Origin of the sequence: Novosphingobium silvae (genome assembly GCF_009856825.1) — a bacterium.
GTDB lineage: Bacteria > Pseudomonadota > Alphaproteobacteria > Sphingomonadales > Sphingomonadaceae > Novosphingobium > Novosphingobium silvae.
In genome coordinates, this window is the sequence record NZ_WVTD01000034.1 from 1 (window position 1) to 18409 (window position 18409).

The following is an 18409-nucleotide window of genomic DNA, read 5'->3' on the forward strand; positions in this document are numbered from 1 at the left end:
CCGAAAACGCGCTGATCTTCGCCCTCGTCGGCCAAGTCGCAGCCGAAGCCGGCGTGCTGCTGATCATCATGTCTGCGGGGCCGGGCTGAGCGCCGTCCCGAAAAATCGACTTCGGCAGCGGGCTGTTGAGCGGTCCCACGTCGCCCAGCTTGTAGGTGGCGCTGGCGTAGGCATCCTGAAGGCCGTTCGTGGGCGTCGTCAGGAAGACGTCGGCGGTACCGTTGAACTTGTGCAGCGTCGCCAGCGGGGTCTGGAGCGAAAAGCCGTTGTCCGAACCCAGCTTTTCGTAGCCGCCTGCAAGACGAAGGCCGCCGAACGCCAGCCCACCCTCGCCCGCCACATAGTCCGCCGCATAGTTGCGGGCGCTGGTCCTCCAGTCCCATTGCCGGGCGTAGGAGCCGGTGAGGTCGAGCTTCACTGCCGGGCCGAGCGGGAAGGCACCCGTCGCGCGCACGCCGTAGGTCTTGCTCGACGCGGCGACCTGCAGCGGGTCGTCGTAGTCGAGAAGGTAGGCGAAGCCCTTGATGGCGAGCGGCCCCGCCTTCACTTCCGCGCCGCCGAAGAAGAAGTCGCCGTCATGGGACTGGCGCGGGCCGCTCTCCGAACCGAAGATCGTGCGCTGGCTCCAGCTCCACGTGCCGTCGAACGTGACGGGCCCAAGCTTCGCCTCGCCGCGCACTGCATCGAAGGTCTGCTCGTCCTGCCGCCAGCCAACCGAACCTACCCAGCGCTGGTCGTCGAGGTTGATGCGCTGGCGGCCCACTGTGACGCCGCTGCCGTTCACCTTGTAGGCAAGCTGCAGCCGGTTGAGCCCAACCGTCTCGGGATCGGGCACAACCGAGCGGCCGGGGCGGTACTGGCCGCTTGCCGCGTTGGCGAAGGGAAAGGCATTGTACCCGTCGGCAAGCGCCAGCACGCCCTCGCCTTCGGCCAGTGCCGAGAAGTTGCCCGCCTTGATCTCCGCGCCTGCGCGAAGGCGCATGGTGACGCCGTCCGCACCCCTGTCGATGTCGGGCTGGTCGACGGATTCCCAGCGCAGCCGCCCGTCGACGATGGGGTCTAGGGTTACTCCGTCCGCTATCGGAACAGGCGCGCCGGGCGCCGCCGCCATGGCCGGAGTGGTGGCGATTGCTGCGCAGCATGCTGCAAGCGGGATTGCGGTCTTCATAAGTCGTGCCCTCCGATGGGCGCTCACGCTGAGGAGCGCCCTTCCCCATGAGACTGGGTCGAAGGCAGACGCCGTTGTCCGCCGGTTGTGATCGTTCGCGCGTCAACCGGCAGGCCTCCTTGCCCGCCGCCGCCCCTCATGAGCGCGCGCTTCTTGCCCCGTGAGGGATCAGGCCGCCTTCGCGGGCCCGTGGTCGTACTCGGCAAGGAAATGCAGCACTTCCTGCCGGTACTGGTAGAACCTGGGATCATCGAGCAGCGCCTTGCGGTCACGCAGGCGCGGCAGGTCGACCTTCAGTATCTTGCCGATCGTGGCGTTCGGTCCGTTGGTCATCATCACCACGCGGTCCGCCAGCAGGATCGCTTCATCGACATCGTGAGTCACCATGATCGCGGTGACCTTGGTGCGGTTCCACGTCTCCACCAGCACGTCCTGCAAGTCCCAGCGCGTGAGGCTGTCGAGCATGCCGAAAGGCTCGTCCAGCAGCAGCAGGCGCGGCGAGAGCGCGAAGGCTCGCGCGATGCCGACGCGCTGGCGCATCCCGTTCGACATCTCCGCCGCCATCCTGTCTCGCGAGGCGGAAAGGCCGACCCGGTCGAGGTAGTAGTCGACGATATCGCGCCGCTCGGCCTTGCTGGCGTGCGGGTAGACCCGCTCGACGCCGAGCGCCACGTTCTGGCGCGCGGTGAGCCATGGCATGAGGCTGGGCGCCTGGAACACCACCGCCTTGTCCGGCCCGGCGATGTCGATTTCGCGGTTGTCGAGAACGATGCCGCCCGAGCTGATTGCGTTCAGCCCCGCCGCCATCGTCAGCACCGTGGACTTGCCGCAGCCCGAGTGACCGATGAGCGAGACGAACTCGCCCTTGTCCATCAGCAGGTTGAAATCCTCCACCACCGTCAGCGGACCGCGCGGCGTGGGGTAGACCTTGTGGAGCTTGAAAAACTCCAGATATCGCCGCTCCACCGCCGACTTGCCTGCCGCGACATAGGCGGCCGGGAGTTCCGGCTCGCGCCGTCCGGCAAAGAGGTCGATGGGGGTGACTTCGGGCAGCGCGACGGACGCATCTCCCGTCCCCGCGCCTTGCTGGCTGAGAGCGCCGAGATACTCGACGATATCCTTGCGCAGGCTCTGGAAGTGCGCGTCGTCGTTCACCGCCTCGCGGTCGCGAGGGCGCGGTACGTCGACCGTGAACAGGCGTCCGATCGTTGCGGCGGGCGCAGGCGTGAGGACGGCCACCCGGTCGGCCAACAGCAGCGCCTCGTCCACGTCGTTGGTGACGAGGATGATCGTGCGCCGCTCCTCGCGCCGGATGCGCTCGATCTCGTCCTGCAGCTTCGAGCGGGTGAGCGCGTCGAGCGCGGAAAGCGGCTCGTCCAGCAGCAGGATCTCGGGTTCCATCGCCAGTGCGCGGGCCACCGCCACGCGCTGGCGCATTCCGCCGGAAAGCTGCGAGGGCTTGCGGTCCATCGCGTGGCCGAGACCGACCAGTTCCACCTTCTGCCGCACCAGCGCCGCACGCTCGGCCTTGCTGCGGTCCTTGTGGACGGCATCGACGGCCAGCGCGACGTTGCGCTCCACCGTCAGCCAGGGAAACAGCGAGTAGGACTGGAACACCAGCCCCCGGTCATTGCCCGGGCCGTCCACGGGTTCGCCCCGCAGCAGTATCCGGCCGGCGTCAGGCTCGATCAGGCCGGCAATCGCGGAGATCAGCGTGGTCTTGCCCGCGCCGGAAAACCCGAGGATCGCGATGAACTCGCCTTCCTCGACGTCGAGGTCCACACCGCCAAGCACGCTGGTCTGCTCGCCCGACTTGCCGGTGTAGCTTTTGGTGACACCCTGAAGCGAGAGGATCGTGGCCATGGTCGTGTTTCCTTCGATCAGACGGTGCGGTTGCGGCTGACGAGCGTCTGAAGGCTCATCATCACCCGGTCGAGCAGGAAGCCGATCAGGCCTATGACGACGACCGCGAACATGATCCGCGCCAGCGACTGGCTCGAGCCGTTCTGGAACTCATCCCACACGAACTTGCCGAGGCCGGGGTTCTGCGCGAGCATTTCCGCCGCGATCAGCACCATCCAGCCCACGCCGAGCGACAGGCGCATGCCGGTGAAGATGAAAGGCAGCGCGCTCGGCAGCACGAGGCGCGTCAGCTTCTGGAACGCGCCGAGGCGCAGCACGCGGCCCACGTTCAGAAGGTCCTTGTCGATGGACGCGGCGCCGATCGCGGTGTTGATGAGCGTGGGCCACAGCGAACAGAGCATCACCACGATGGCCGAGATCACGAAGCTTTTGGCCAGCACCGGATCCGCGCTCGTGACCGTTGCAGAGACCACCATGGTGACGATCGGCAGCCACGCCAGCGGGCTCACCGGCTTCATGATCTGCACCAGCGGGTTGATCGCGGCATTGAACAGCGGTGACAGGCCCGCCGCCAGCCCGATCGGCACGGCGAACACCGTCGCCAGTACGAAGCCGAGGGCCACCGTCTCGAGCGAGGTCGCCACCTGGTCCACGAACGTGGGCGCACCTGCATAGTCGAAGGCCAGGACCTGCGTGCCCGCGCGGATACGCTCGTCCTGCTCGGCATAGAACTGGGCCGCCGCCTCGTTCGAGGCCTGCCACTCGTCGAACAGCGCACCGCCCTGCGCGGCAACCTCGAAAGGACCCGGCAGAGCGCCGAGCGAGGTCTGGACCATGGGAGCGAGCGCTGCCCAGAGGCCGATGAACACCGCGATCCCCAGCATCGGCGCCAGCAGCGCCTTCCCTTGCCGCGCCAGCGCCTGCTGCAACCGGGAAGCCGTCGCTCCCCCGCGCGAGGCGACCTTCGCGGGCCTTTCCACCGGCGCTTCGGCCTGCACGACCGGCTCGATATCAGCGAAAGCAGTTGCCATCGTGTTTTTCCTTTCGAGGCTCAAGTCAGCCGCCGGTCACGCCGGAAGCGGTGACCTTCTGGCCGTTCTTCAGCCCGATCCTGAGCGACTGGATGTAGGCGTTGGGCTTGCGCCCGTCGTAGGGCACATGGTCGATGAAGCCGGTATCGACCGGCTTGAACCCGTCGGTCTGCGGGAGCGCCGATGCCGGGATGACCTTTCTTTCCACCAGCGCCTTCGCGGCGGAAAGATAGAGATCCGGACGGTAGACGGCTTTCGCCTGCGCGGTGTACCAGCCATCGTCGTGATCGGCGGGGATCTGCCCCCACCTGCGCATCTGCGTCATCGTCCAGATCGCATCCGAATAGAACGGATAGCCTGCGAACCTGTCGAAGAAGACGTTGAAGCCCTTGGCATCACGGGTATCGCCCGGGCCGAAAGTGAACTTGCCCGTCATCGACGCCGCGATCACGTCCTCGTCGGCCCCGACGTAGTTGGGACGGGCGAGTATTCGCACCGCTTCGGCGCGGTTCCTGCCCCTATCGGCATCGAGCCAGGCCTGCGCCTTGATGATCGCGCGCAGCAAGGCCGCTGTCGTACCGGGGTATTTCGCGGCGAAGTCCCGCCGCAGACCGAAGACCTTCTCGGGATTGTCGTGCCAGATCTGGTCGTCGGTGACGACCGGCACCCCGATCTTCTTCTTCACGGCGGCCTGGTTCCATGGCTCGCCGACCGAATAACCCTCGATCGTGCCCGCCTCCAGCGTGGCCGGCATCTGCGGCGGCGGCGTCACCGATAGCTGCACATCGGCCCCGGTCGTTCCGCCCACGTCGCCAGGCAGGTAATACCCCGGATTGAGCCCGCCTGCGGCCAACCAGTACCGCAGCTCGTAATTGTGCGTAGAAACGGGGAAGACCATCCCCATCTTGAAAGGCCGCCCCTCCTGCCGAAACTTCCCGACGACCGGCTGCAGCACCGAAGCGGGGATCGGATGCGCCGGCTTGCCGTCAGCACCTTTGGGCAGGTTCGGCTCGATCATGCTCCACACGCGATTGGAGAGCGTGATCGCGTTCCCGTTGAGGTCCAGGCTGAGCGGCGCGATCATCTCTGCGCGCGTGCCAAGGCCCAGCGTGGCGGCGATCGGCTGGCCAGCCAGCATGTGCGCGCCGTCGAGCTGCCCGCCGATCACCCCGTCGAGCAGGACTTTCCAGTTCGCCTGCGGCTCCAGCGTGACGTTGAGCCCCTCTTCGGCGAAGAAGCCCTTTTCCCTGGCGATGGCGAGTGGGGCCATGTCGGTCAGCTTGATGAAACCGAGCTTGAGCACGGGCTTTTCCACTCCGCCCTTTGCCAGACCCGTCGCCTTGCTCGAAGGCGCATCAGCCTCGCCGCCGCATCCCGCCAGCGCCACTCCCGCCATTAAGGCGACCCACGCCGCGCGATGTGCCCGACCTTTCCCCCGAACCCTGCTCATCGAAACCAACCCCGGCTGACGGCAGACGCGAAAAAGCCGCCTCGACGTAAAGTCCTGTCGGACTACATCGGGCGGCCACGTTGCCACTGTTCTTGAAAGACCGCAGCCTGGTCTGTCATCGGCCCCCGTCCTTGGAGACCCACCGTGCTGCTGAAGCCAACACTAAGCGATTCGCGCGCTTCACGTAAAGCAGTTTTTTGCAGCGCAGCAGAGGCCGATGTTTTCGCAAGGTTCGAGGCACGGGCTGGCTCCGCAGCGATAAGCGCCGGGGGCACAAATCAGAGGGTGGGACGAAAGCCGCCCTCCGGCCTGAACTATCTGCGAGCGATAATCGTGTAAATCGGACGAACTCGCTCGCCATACTTGAACTTGTTCCAGGTGACCGTGCAGTTTCGGAATCCCAGAATCCCGAGGTATTCCTTCACCAAAAGCGGCGGAAGCCGGAACCATCCGTCATTGATGCCATCGGGCTCCGAACTGCGAGGCATGAAGCGCGGGTTCTTCTTGAACTTGCTTGCCACTTTGCCAAACGGCGAGAGGTCGGACACGATTATCGCTTCTTCAGTAAGCCGGGCGGCATTCTCCAGGGCCAGGAACGGGTCACGCAGATGAAGAAGAATGCTCCCGAAGACCGCGACATCGACTTTACCAATCGAGCTTGGAATGTCGTAGACCACGCCGTGAACCATGCGCGCCTTCGATTGAAAGGCCTGATGGCACAACCAATAGCCATTGTTGATCTTGCGCAGGTGGTTCCTGCGCTCAAGACGGGTGGCTTCATGATTGTTTCCGGCAAACGGCACGATATCCCAGTCGAAATCTCCCGAAAGATCGAACGAGACGACTTCCGCGCCCTGCTTTTCCATATGAAAGCTCAGAATCCCCGTTGCCGCTCCGACGTCGAGAATGCGTTTTCCATGAAAATCGAAGTTGCCGAGATAGTCGTCGATCCGGCCTCTCAGGTCCCATTCGCCCGGGATCGTGCCGTGCCCCGGTACTTCCATCGTATGATAAAAGTAGCATTCATCCAGAGAATGCACCGCAATCGGCTCGGCATAGGGCGACAGCGCAGGTGTTCCGGCATTCAGACTGGATATTTCAATCATCTAGCGACCTCGCAAATGCCGTACGCCTCAGCCGCTTAACAAGAGAAGGTGGCGGTGCCTACTGCATTTCGATTTTGAAATAGCCAATCGCCCGCCTGCGTGGATGAGCGGACTTCCTGTCGTTCGCTCGCGCCCTCCGGCTGCTCGTCAAGTAGCAGCGCCGTGTTTCTGGCGGCACTTCAAGCCCGCTTGGCACGCCCCGCCTACTGCTCCGATTTCCTACATGGCGGCGGTCTGCTACCGTCGCCCAGGTTCTTTCACATCTCGCATAGAGTGCCACCGCTCCGCCCATGAAAGCCTCTGCCGCGCTTGCACTTCATCAACTAGCGTCGATCCCGGCGCAGCGACCGGGCTTTCTCGATCCAAGTCCCAGTCACCACCCCCGCACTGCTCAGGGCAGGCTCGAAAGATAGCCCTCGATGTGGTTGGGATCGAACACCTTGCCGTCGAAGAAACTGTTCGCCTCCAGCATCATGGCGCCCTGCTGGGTCCCGACGACGGTGCGGGCGGCAAGGCTGCCCTCCACTTTCGAACTCGCTCCGGGAAGCGGCTCGTCGGTGCCGAGAAGGGCGGCGCGGTAGATGTCGGGCCGAAACACTCTTGCCGCCTTCGCAGCGTCGGCAGGGTCGAAGGCCATACCGTCCCACCGGACCATCTGGGTGTAGAGCCACTCCGCCTGGCTGACCCAGGGGAAGTTGGCGGCCTCGCGGTACTGGAACATGAAATCCGGATAGTGGATCAGCGCGCCGCCGCGCGAGATCAGCAGCCGATCGGATATGGCGCGGCGGATCAACTCGGCCGACCCGTCCAGGTACTGCGGGCGCGCGAGGATCGCGGCATTCTGCTCCCAGTTGGCCGGGTCCACGAAATGCGCACCGGCTCGGCACAGCGCGCGGATCAGGCCCAGCACCGCCTCGCGCCTCTCGTCAAGCACGGCTTCGCGCAAGGCCAGGACCTTTTCCACGCCGCGGCGCCAGATCTGCGCGGAGGAGAGGACGATCTCGCCGACCCCCTGCTCGACCGCGACGCTGTTCCACGGCTCGCCCACGCAGATGCCATCCACTTCGCCCTGCGCAAGCGCGTCGGCGCAGAATGGAGGCGCCACGGTGGCGATCTCAACGTCGCGATCGGGCTGTATCCCGCAGGCCGCCAGCCAGTAGCGCAACATGTAGTTGTGGCTGGAATATCGATGAACCACGCCGAAGCGCAGGGGACTTCCGGCGGCAAGGCGCTCCTGCACTACCCGGCGAAGAGCCGCGCCCACCTGCACGGGCTCTCCCATGTGTCCCTCCGGCCTGACCTGCCGGGCGATCTGCGTGCGCAGCGTGATCGCATTGCCGTTGAGCCCCAGCACGAAAGGAACCGCAAGCGGCTGCGCCGGACGTCCCCGCCCCAGCGTAGTCGCGATGGCAAGCGGCGCCACAAGATGCGCGGCATCGCTGTGGCCGTAGAGCAGCCGATCCAGCACCGTCGCCCAGCTCATGTCCTTGACGAGGCGGAGCGAAACGCCGGCCTCCTCCGCAAAGCCATGTTCATGCGCGAGGATCGGCAGGCAGGCATCGACCAGCGGCAGGAAGCCGATCGTAAGTTCCCTCGTCACGCGAATACTCCCTTACGCCGCCGCTTGCTCACCCCGATGCTCATCAGGCGCCCCCCATAAGGTTGTGAGCTGTGACGATCGCTTCCGCGATTTCGACAATGCGCTTGCCCTGGTTCATCGCCGCCTTGCGCATCTCGGCATAAGCCTTGGGTTCGGGAAACCCTCTCGTATCCATGAGGATACGCTTGGCACTGTCGATGGTATCGCGCTCCGCAAGCTTGCCCTTCGCGTCGGCCAGATCCCGCTGCAGACGCGAGAATGCGTTGAAACGCGTGACTGCCAGATCCAGGATCGGACGGATCCGGTTCGGCGCAAGACCGTCCACGACATAGCTGGAAACACCCGCGTCGACCGATGCGACGATAGCCTCGTCATCAGATTCGTCGACGAACATGGCAATCGGCCGCTGCAATGCGCGGCTGACGACGAAGTATTCCTCCAGAACGTCGCGCGAAGGATTGCCCAGATCCATCAACACGATATCCGGATCGAACTCTGCCACACGGGCCAGCAATCCGCGCCGGTCCGTTATGACAAACAGTTCGCAATCCTCCAGGGTAGCAAGCCCTTCCTGGATGATTGAGGCGCGGGCGGCGCTTTCGTCGATGATGGCAATGCGCATGGAAGCAGCCTTGTGCAGCGCAACAGGGCCACGTGGCAAGTCCGCGTTTGAACATCGGTCGTCCGGTCGGTCACAAGGGAGGAGAAGCCCGCCCGGCGGGCCACTCCGCCCGTCAGTCTCACCCACTCGTACGAGCCGCCGCAAGTCGCCCCGGAATGGCGATGAGCCTCCGTTGTCAGGCAACGGCTGGTTTACATGGTCCGATGAGCACTACAGAGATATTCTCTTCGCCTTCGACAGCGATCGGACGGGGAACAGGCGGCAAGGCCTTGCGGCCTGTCACTTCCTCAAGGAAGCCGAGTGACCATCCTGCGTGCATTGTCGCCGCAGCAAGCCCCGAAGCTGCTCCACACAAGGTGCCCGCTTTGACACCCACGACGACCCCGGCGAGCAGCACTCCTGCAAGCCAGGAGAGAGCGGGGACGCAAAGGAGCAGGCCTTCAGTCCTGAAGCAGGCCAGCAGCACCCCCAGAACACCGACCAGGATTGCGGGAGCGACCGCGAGGGGTAGCATCTGACGCAACTTGACCGGAGCTGGATGACGCCGCAGATTGCGAGCGCGGCCCCTGCCATAGTTGCGGTACTGCCGAAAAAGCGACGCCGCTGTGCGCCGGGGAAAATAGGTGATCGCCGCCGCCGGCTCCAGCCAGATACGCCCTCCGGCAGCAAGGAGCCGGCGATCCAGTTCGGCATCTTCATTTGCCGCGAAACCTTCATCGTACCCCCCCGCCGCCATGAACAGTCGCAGGTCGAAAAGCGCATGATGGCCATGGTCGACCCATCGACCGGCCCCCAGGTGCCGGTGGGCGGCGCCCCCGGTTCCCAGCACCGAGTTCTGCGCGGCAGCCACCGCCTTCTGGAAGCAAGCGCGGCCGACCGTGACCATCGGCACCACCACGGAGGTGGCTCCTGATCTGCTCGCCGCCTCTCGCAGGCGGCAGATGAAGTGTTCGGGATACTCGGCATGAGCATCGATCCGGACCAGCCAGCGGCACCCTGCTCCATGACGCCGCGCCGCGAGGTTCACTCCCGCGCTTTGAATCCTGTCCGAATTGTGGAGGAGAACAAGGTTCCGCCGGGTCGCCGCCATTGTGGTGACGATTGCCTGGCTCCCGTCCGTGCTTCCGCCATCCGCCACCACCACGAGCGCGCCATTCGCATCTCGCAGGAGGCCCTCCAGAAGCCCCGGCAGATGTGCCGCCTCGTTCAGGCAAGGCACCACGACGAGAGTGTCGCGGTTGCGTGCATCCTCAAGCACGATGATAGCCTCCGATAGCGGCGGCGATTTCCCGACGTTCACCGGGTGTCTGGTACAAAGTGCTCTCCGGAAGCGCAGCAATGGCTTCCCTCATCGAAGTGTACCCGGCAGTGCCAAGCTCAGCGAGACGCTGCGGCAACTCCCGCAACGGATCGGTGATCAGCAGGCCGACGCCATTGCGCTGCAGCCAGCGACCCGTCTCGACACTCTGCAGCGCGATCGGCACGGCTCCATGAGCAAGCCCTTCGTACAGCCGATTGGGAAGCAGCCAGTTAGAATTCAGCCCTTCCTCGAAGTAGTCGATGGCCCAGACGAAATCGACTGGCGCATAAAGGTCGGCGAGATCCTCGGCCCGAAACGGGCCCAGGTAGCGAAGGCCGGGAATAGAGGCGGCTTCGGCAGCGAAGTTCGGGAATTCTGCGGGACTGGGAATGCCCGCGACAACGACTTCGATCCGCCCGTCGGACATGGCGGCCAAAGCTGCAAGTTGCTCCAGCGTCTTGCGACAGCGAAGCATGCCGAACCACCCGATCCGCCATACCCCTCGCGCGTTTCCTGCGGGAGCAGAGGGCCTGGAATGCCTTCTCTCGTCAGGGACCTTGTTCTCGATCAGCAGTACCCTGTCACGCCTACCCTGACGCTCTGCGAAATAGTCGCGCGCGAAAGCGGGGGAACTGACGATCACCAGATCCGTCCGCGCGAGAAGGCGCCGCTCGAGCCATCGCAGGATTTGCGACGCTTTGCCGGTGCCCAGCATCATCCGATGAATGTCGAGGCATTCATAGATCAGCCTTTGATTGCGGGACCGCACACGCGCTGCAAGCACCAGCATTTCCAGATTTCTTGCCACGATGACCGGCGCGTTCTGGCACAATTCCGCCAGCGCATCCGGCGAGACAAGGCGCCTCAACACGGTACGCGCGCGATGCACTAGGCGGGCATCCATCGTCCGGCCAAGATCCACCGCCGTGCCGACCGCGCCTGCAGAAGCCGCTGCGGAATGGCGACGAAATCCCCCCAAGCCCACCGAAAATCCCTCCCGGGCCAACAGTTTCACCCTTCGCCGCACAGCTGCGTCGTCCAGATCATGCACGAGGTACGCAACCTGCGCGCCGCCACTTTCATCCAGATCCATTGGAAAACTCCAGAACTTGCTCACGATTGGACTGAACTCCGGTTCCCAGTCACCGCGCATATCGGCATTGTACCTAAGTTCTTTCGAACAGTGCGTCGCTCCAAAACTAAGGCCTCCAACGAATTACAATTCAATACGTACAACATCCTATTTGGAGTAACGTCTTGAGCAATCGCAATCGTGTCGCTGATGCGGACGAGATTTCCTCTGTGACCTCGTCCAGATTACTTCCCGATCCGTCGGGAATTGCCGCAATTCTTTATCGCAGGCGCAGAATCTTCACGATCGCGTTCCTGGTCACGCTTGCCGTGTCTTGCCTGCTGATGTTGTGGCTCCCGAAAACCTATACCGCATCGAGTTCGCTGCTGCTCGAGCCGCGCGAGACGCAGCCGGTCAAGGTGAATGATCGCGGTGCCGTGGCTCCCGCAGACGACAACCTGATCGACACGGCCGTGCAGGTCATCCGCTCCCCGACGCTCACGCTCGACGTGGTCCGAAGTCTCCGGCTGGATCGGGTGCCCGAGTTCGGCGGCAAGACTCCTCCGCCGTCGAGTTCCGTCGGCCGACCGGACGAGCAAGGCGATGTCCAGCAGATGAGCCCGTCAGAGCGGCGTGCCGCCGGCGCGCTCCTGGCACGCACCTCCGTTCGGCGTGTCGGCGTGACCTACCTGGTGGAGATATCCGCCTCGGCTTCCAATCCACGGATGGCTGCGCGCATCGCGAACGCGCTGGCGCAGCGCTATATCGATCTGGACAATGCCAAGAAGCAGGCACGCAATGCCCGCTCCGCCCGGTACGTCGAAAGTCAGGCCGCAGCGCTGCGCAAGCAGGCGGTCGCAGACGACGCGGCGCTGCAGAGCTACATGATCCGCCACAACCTTATGAGCGCCGAAGGCGCCACGATGGCGGAACAGGAGGTCTCGGAACTGAACCGGGAGATCGCCACCGCGCAGGCGCAGGTCGCCGAGCAGCGTGGACGCCTTGCCGCAGCCCAAGCCCAGCTTGCGCGTGGCGGCGGCGGCGCGGATACCGGAGCGGCCCTTGCCTCGGAGACGGTCCGGCAATTGCGCCAGCAGGAGGCGCAGGCCAGCGCTCACCTCGCGCAGGTGGATGCGAGATACGGCAGCCTGCATCCGGAGGTAGTCCAGGCGCGCGACGAACTGGCCGATGTGCGCAGGCAGATGGAGAGCGAGCTGGCGAGAGTGCTGTCCGGACTGAGGGGCGATGTGCAGATCGCCGAATCCCGGCTAGCCTCGCTCCTGGCCAGCCGAGCCCAGGCCCGGGGTTCGCTGGTGCAGAACGGCTCAGCCCAGGTCGGCAGGCTGGAACTTGAGCGGCGGGCCGAAGCCAGCCGCGCGATCTACAACGCCTACCTGACCCGCGCAAAGGAAACGGCACAAACGGCGGCCCTGCCCAACGCCGACGCCAGCATCGCTTCCTCCGCCAGGGTGCCGGGCGCACCGTCATCTCCCAACTATTTACTGGGAGCGATGGCAGGCTTTGCCGCTGCACTGGTGGTCGCTTTCACGGTCATCGCAATCGCCGAATACGTGGAAGACACCGTATCCACGCGTGCGGACATCGAGGGCGGGCTTGGCGTCGTCTACGCAGGGGCGGTACCTACACTCCAGTCCGCCACGCGTTCGAAGGCCGCCGGGATCGCTCCAGAAGACTACGTGGTGCTGAAGGGGATGTCGCTATTCACCGAAAGCCTGCGCAACCTCGCCGCTTACCTCGGGCTCAACGCAAGCGACGGACCTTGTGTGGTCACGATCACGTCCGCTCTTCCTCGCGAGGGCAAGTCCACCACGTCCATGTGTCTTGCACGAACACTGGCAGCGGACAGGCGGCGCGTGGTGCTCGTGGACGCGGATGTGCGGCGGCATACGACCTCCGATGCACTTGCCCCCGGGATGCAGCATGAAGGCCTGTTTCGCGTGCTGGATGGGTCGATCACGATAGACGAAGCGCTCGTGGCAGACGATCGGACCGGTCTTCGCATCCTTGCCACCCATGGACAGGCGAGCGCTGGCGACGTGATCACGGAAGCAGGCATGGCAGCGCTTCTGGTGGCGCTGAAGCAGCGGTTCGACATCGTCATCATCGATTCCGCCCCAGTTCTCGGCGTTGCTGAAACACGCATGATATCGCGTCTGTCCGACACTACCCTGGTGGTGGCCCGCTGGCGCGCCACGCCGCTGAAAGCCGTGAGGACAGCGCTCGACCTGCTGGCGCAGAATGGCAGCAAGCTTGGCGGGGTGGCGCTCAGCCTAGTGAACATCCGGGAATATGCCAGCGCCGGGCTGACCGACGCATTCGGCTATCACAAGAAGTTCAAGGGCTACTATGTCGATTGACGGCCCGGGATCGCCCCCACACCGGTTCGAAGCGCTGGATGCGCTGCGCGGCGTCGCTGCCTTCGCCGTGCTGTTCTACCACCTGCGCACTCTGGAAGGAGCGGACGGCGCACATGCGAGCCTGCCGGCCTTCGCCAGCGGATACCTCGCCGTGGACCTGTTCTTCCTCCTGAGCGGCTTCGTGATCTCCCACGCCTATGATCAGCGCCTGCACGACGGATTGTCCCTCCGACGTTTCATGATCGCACGCTTTGTTCGCCTTCAGCCGACTATCGCGATCGCAACGTTGCTCGGCTTTGCCGTAGCGCTCTCGCAGCGCCTATCGGGAGCGGCGGACGCGGCGGGTCTGTTCGCGATTGCGACGTCGTTTGCCGCCAACCTGCTCATGCTCCCGAACGTCCTTGTTCCGTGGGGTATCTTTCTCCTCAACCCGCCCGCGTGGTCGCTGTTTTACGAGCTTGTCGCAAACGCCGTCTACGCCGCCGGGATCAGGAAAACGCGGGTAAGGCTGAAGGGGGCCAAGGCCAGCAGCACGGTAGACCGATGGCTCCTGCTGGCATGCCTGGGCGGACTGGCCGGCTTGTCAGCTTCGCTGGCACTAGGCGGTTCTCTTGACCGAGGAGTGGTACTAGCCGATGCGCCTGTTGCGCTCTCCCGCATCACGTTCTCGTTCGCTCTGGGCGCGCTACTCAGTCGCCATCGGCAACGGTGGTTGCCCCGCCTTCCCCATCTGCCCGTTCCCCTGCTGCTTTTGGCATGCCTCTGCCTGCTGGCAGCTGAGTTCGACGGCACTCCGCGCGCGACATACGACCTTGCATTCGCAGCCGTGCTGTCGCCCGCTTTGGTCATGCTGACTGCGGCCGCCCGGCCGAGTGGACGCCTTGCGGCGGCATCGTCGTGGCTCGGCATGATCTCCTATCCGCTATACGCTGTTCACGCGCCTGTGAAGCACATGCTTGAAGCTGCGCTGCCGCTATCGTTCGTCCCGATGCTGACGGTCATCGCCATCGCTGCAGTAACATGTGCATGGGTGACGGCGATCTGCGCGGAGCCCCCGCTCCGCCGTTGGCTTGCAGGTAAGCTGCAGGGGCGCGGCGACAAAGCTGCGCCCCCGCTGATCGCACAGCCCCAACTGCAAGGAGAGGCCTGACGATGCGCCTTGGTACTTCCAGCACCCTCTCATCTCCCCCTCCGGTGCCCCTGTTCCTTCAGCACCTGTCTCACCAGACAAGCAGCCATCACATTGCCGATGAAGGTGACGATGAAGCGAAAGACCGGGCCGGTGGCCTTGTTCCAAGAACGAAGGGGCACGTTCTTTTCGTCAGCCGTCAGCGGATTGTCGGGCGCACGAATGGCAGCAGCGTATATCTTCTCGACCTTGCGGCCGCTGTCAGAAATGCCGGCTTCACCCCGCACCTGATCCAGCCCTCTCCCGACCTCATGGGCCGGTGGCCGATCATGCGGCTGGGGCCGGAACTGAAGGTCTTCCAGACCCACCGCATCCGCGGCGTGCTGCGGTCGGGACGCTGGGTGATGACGCTCAATCCGAAAGTTGGCTTCGACGCTGTGCGGGGCGTTGTCTCGCGTTTTGCGCGCCGTTTTGGCGTGACGGCAGCCTGGTCGGCAGATCGCCCGCGTCCTTATGCGATCGCCGCGAAGTGGACGGCGGCGGATCGCGCCTATCTCAAGCATCATGCGCCCGAGCGGGTCGACATCGTCATTGCCGATTACGCTTTCCAGGCCGAGGCCATCGATCTGTTCCCCGGCCGACCCTCCGCCATCGTCATGCATGACCTCTTCCACAGCCGCGAGGCGCGGGACGGCACGGACTCCGTGGCGAGCCTTGATCGCGACACAGAGATCGCACTGCTCTCACGGGCCGATGCGGTGGTGGCCATACAGTCAACCGAGGCACGCTTCGTTGCGGAAAATGTTGCTTCCGCACGTCCTATCGTCGCCGGCATGGCAGTGCATCCGGTGAAGCAGCCGCAGGTCGGCGACGGGGAACAGCTTCTCTTCGTGGGCAGCAATACGGCGCCGAACGTCATGGGTCTTCGCTGGATGTTCGACAATGTGTGGCCGCTTGTGCAAGTCCGCTCTCCCGGCGTGACTTTGAATGTGGCCGGATCGGTTGCAGGAGCATTCCCGAACGGCGGCCCGCGCGGCGTCACGTTCCACGGGATGGTCGCAGATCTCGCCCCGTATTATGCCAGTGCGGGCATAGTCATTTCACCGCTGACATTCGGCTCCGGGCTCAAGATCAAGCTTGTCGAAGCAATGGCACAGGGGAAGGCCATCGTCGCAACCGGCGTGACACTGCAGGGCGTGGAGGATGAATGCCGAGGCGCCGTGGCGCATGCAGATACGCCCGAGGCATTCACGGCTGCCATCCTGGAACTCGCCGATGAAAATCGCCGCCTTTCGCTTGGACAAGCGGCGTTGACCGCTGCCCGGCGGTATTTCTCGCCGGCAGCATGCCATGGCGAGTTCGCTGCCTGGCTTGAGGAAAACCGTCCACGCGCATGCTCCGCTTGCAGATCGGGTGCGTCCGGATGAGCCATAGCCGCCCTCCTCTGGCCTCGCCGCTGTTCTGGTCCACGGCTTCCAGCCTTGGAACCCAAGCCCTGGCGTTCCTCACCTTCGCTATTCTTGCCCGCCTGCTCGGTGCGACGGCCTTCGGGCTGGTGGCCATCGCCACACTCGTTATCGATCTTCTGGTCGTGGTGAGCAACGCCGGCATCAATGAGGCTGTGGTCCAGCGGCGAGTCCTGAGTGAAGTCGACGCAGACACCGCGTTCTGGGCGAACCTGGCCTGCGGGTTCGCTTTCTGCCTCGCCACCCTGGCTGCAGCGCCTCTGGTGGCGCTCGCTTTCGATCAGCCTGCTCTCACTCCAATCGTCATCGCGCTCGCCCCGATCTTTGCGATCACACCGCTTGGTGCGATCCACACCGCCCGCCTCACGCGCGAACTTCGCTTCCAGTCCATCGCCATGCGCAACCTGGCTTCATCGCTGGCCGGCGCGGCGGTGGGTCTGCCACTGGCATATGCGGGCTTCGGACCCTGGGCCCTGGTGGCGCAACGCATGGCTGTGGCGCTGGTCACCGTGTTGGCCGTGTGGGCAAGTTTCAGATGGCTGCCCCGCCTCCGATTTAACACTACGTCGTGCGGCGAAATGGTTCGCTTTGGAGCTTTCATCGGCATTGCTGGCACTCTCAACCAGATCAACATTCGCTGTGCCGAGATCATTTCCGGAGCACTTGTGGGGCCCGCCGCCATTGCCTTCATCCGCGCTGGGTCTCGCATTGCGGAAGTGCTCAACCAGATTACCTACATGCCTTTCCAGCAGATCGCGATGCCCACGCTGACGCGCAGCGCACACGATCTCGAGACGCTGCGACACACTTACCTCCAACTCAGTCGTCTTTCGGCATTCGTCATGTTCCCGGCATTTTTCGGATGCCTTGCGATGGCGCACGAGATTGTGGGCCTGGTATTCGGCCCCGGCTGGGAACCCGTCGCTGATGCCATCCGCATCTTTGCATGCGCGGTGGTCGCGTCACAGATGAACAACCTGATGGTGGCGGCCATAACTGCTGTGGGGGAATCGCGCACGGTCCTGTCCTGGACGGGAACGCAGATCGTGATCGGAGGCTTGGCGACCGTGGCTGCAAGCCGTTGGGGATGGCAGGCCATGCTCATGATTGGTGTCGTTCGCGGCTACGCGATCCTGCCCTACGGCTTTCACCTGTTGCGCAGGTACATAGGCCTTCGTTTCGTAGACGTTGCGGCCACCGTCCGTCCAGCTCTGGTGAGTTCGTTTGTCATGGCGGCTGCGGTTCATCTAGGCGCCAGCGCGTGCTCGGGGGTCATGCCTCGGGTCGCTGTTCTCTCGCTCTGGCTTCCTTTGGGCGCGTTGATCTACGTTGCACTTTATCTTTGGCAAGATCGTCAGATCATAGATCAGGTACAATCGATGATCGTCTCGCGCCGGCGTTCAAAAGCCCCGCTGAGACAAGGCTGAAACCCATTAGCACCATGCCTGTAGGTGATCAGCGATAATCCAAAGCGCTCATGGCATTTGGGTGCGGCAAGGCACAGCTCGAGCTCATTGCTTGCCCCTCAAGCCGGGGCGCAACGTCATGGAACTGCTGCTGTGTGGGGCAGGTGAGTGACTGGTTGCTTCGGCGGCCCGTTTCTGAACCGTTGGCATCGCAGCGGCCACGGCGGCGCGCCCCAGCATTGCGGCGCATGCAAGAGCGGAAGGCTTTACACTCCCGCCAGCATTTTCACCGCGCGGCGTGCGCGTTGCAGGCGTGTGGGGCGACGCCGCTCCCACGGATCCTCGATGTCCGGCTCGGACCCGTTCGTGAACTCGAAGAAGCGGGTCGCGTCATCCATTACGCATTCCAGACGTGCGCTTACCTGTGCAGGTGAATAGCTTTCGAACCAGGACCTTTCAGGCGGCGGCGGACCGCCTCGGTGTACCGTGCGCAATATCTCCGTCCGGTCCCAACCCAACGAATGCACCCGTATCTTGCGAGAGTTGAAACCGGGATCGAGGTAATCGGCCAAGGCATCGTTGACACTGGAAAACACCGTGCAGCCGTTCGCCATCGCCTCAAGCGGTGGAAGGCCGAAGCCTTCGCTGGCTCCGACATCGGCCCAGTGCTCAAGGGAATCGTACAGGTACACCTTAGCAGCCCGCTGCCGAAGTCGATTTTTCGGGACGGCGCTCAGCCCGGCCCCGCAGACATGATGATCAGCAGCACGCCGGCTTCGGCTGCGACTTGGCCGACGAGGGCGAAGATCAGCGCGTTT

At 64.1% G+C, this 18409-nt stretch carries 14 protein-coding genes; 4 read left to right on the forward strand and 10 right to left on the reverse strand.

Features of this window, described 5'->3' with window-relative positions:
• From GR702_RS20925 to GR702_RS20965, 9 genes are all read right to left on the reverse strand, one after another.
• Positions 1-1168, reverse strand: a 1168-nt coding sequence (locus tag GR702_RS20925; protein ID WP_160987487.1) for an alginate export family protein, incomplete at its 3' end; no start/stop codon positions are given.
• Between the two features lie 168 nt (positions 1169-1336).
• Entirely contained in the window at positions 1337-3031 is a 1695-nt protein-coding gene (locus GR702_RS20930) for an ABC transporter ATP-binding protein (protein ID WP_160987488.1), read from the reverse strand.
• Positions 3032-3048: 17 nt separating this feature from the next.
• Positions 3049-4062 (reverse strand): ABC transporter permease, encoded by a 1014-nt coding sequence (locus GR702_RS20935; protein WP_160987489.1) that lies wholly within the window; start codon positions 4060-4062, stop codon positions 3049-3051.
• Positions 4063-4087: 25 nt separating this feature from the next.
• Complete coding sequence (locus tag GR702_RS20940) at positions 4088-5512, reverse strand: CmpA/NrtA family ABC transporter substrate-binding protein (RefSeq protein WP_160987490.1); 1425 nt, start codon at positions 5510-5512, stop codon at positions 4088-4090.
• Between the two features lie 314 nt (positions 5513-5826).
• Positions 5827-6618, reverse strand: coding sequence for a class I SAM-dependent methyltransferase (locus tag GR702_RS20945; RefSeq protein WP_160987491.1), 792 nt, complete (start codon positions 6616-6618; stop codon positions 5827-5829).
• A 391-nt stretch (positions 6619-7009) separates the two neighbouring features.
• Positions 7010-8218 carry an ABC transporter substrate-binding protein gene (locus GR702_RS20950; RefSeq protein ID WP_160987492.1) on the reverse strand — a complete coding sequence of 403 codons (1209 nt, stop codon included), beginning with the start codon at positions 8216-8218 and terminating at the stop codon, positions 7010-7012.
• A gap of 43 nt (positions 8219-8261) precedes the next feature.
• Positions 8262-8840 (reverse strand): ANTAR domain-containing response regulator, encoded by a 579-nt coding sequence (locus tag GR702_RS20955; protein WP_160987493.1) that lies wholly within the window; start codon positions 8838-8840, stop codon positions 8262-8264.
• 175 nt (positions 8841-9015) lie between these two features.
• Positions 9016-10098 (reverse strand): glycosyltransferase, encoded by a 1083-nt coding sequence (locus GR702_RS20960; protein WP_160987494.1) that lies wholly within the window; start codon positions 10096-10098, stop codon positions 9016-9018.
• Positions 10091-11293, reverse strand: coding sequence for a glycosyltransferase (locus GR702_RS20965; protein WP_337192665.1), 1203 nt, complete (start codon positions 11291-11293; stop codon positions 10091-10093). Before GR702_RS20965 ends, GR702_RS20960 begins: the two co-directional genes overlap by 8 nt.
• Before the next feature lie 104 nt (positions 11294-11397).
• Here GR702_RS20965 and GR702_RS20970 point away from each other — a divergent pair, with 104 nt between their 5' ends.
• From GR702_RS20970 to GR702_RS20985, 4 genes are read left to right on the forward strand one after another with little or no spacing between them, the layout of a single operon-like run.
• Positions 11398-13590, forward strand: coding sequence for a GumC family protein (locus GR702_RS20970; RefSeq protein WP_160987496.1), 2193 nt, complete (start codon positions 11398-11400; stop codon positions 13588-13590).
• A complete protein-coding gene (locus tag GR702_RS20975; protein WP_160987497.1) occupies positions 13580-14740 on the forward strand; it encodes an acyltransferase family protein in 1161 nt (386 codons plus the stop codon). The genes GR702_RS20970 and GR702_RS20975 overlap by 11 nt, the downstream gene beginning before the upstream one ends.
• A gap of 2 nt (positions 14741-14742) precedes the next feature.
• A complete protein-coding gene (locus GR702_RS20980; RefSeq protein ID WP_160987498.1) occupies positions 14743-16146 on the forward strand; it encodes a glycosyltransferase in 1404 nt (467 codons plus the stop codon).
• On the forward strand, positions 16143-17612 hold the full coding sequence (locus GR702_RS20985; RefSeq protein WP_160987499.1) for a lipopolysaccharide biosynthesis protein: 1470 nt from the start codon (positions 16143-16145) through the stop codon (positions 17610-17612). The genes GR702_RS20980 and GR702_RS20985 overlap by 4 nt, the downstream gene beginning before the upstream one ends.
• A 245-nt stretch (positions 17613-17857) precedes the next feature.
• Here GR702_RS20985 and GR702_RS20990 read toward each other — a convergent pair.
• A partial coding sequence (locus GR702_RS20990; RefSeq protein ID WP_160987500.1) for a glycosyltransferase occupies positions 17858-18409 on the reverse strand: 552 nt, incomplete at its 5' end.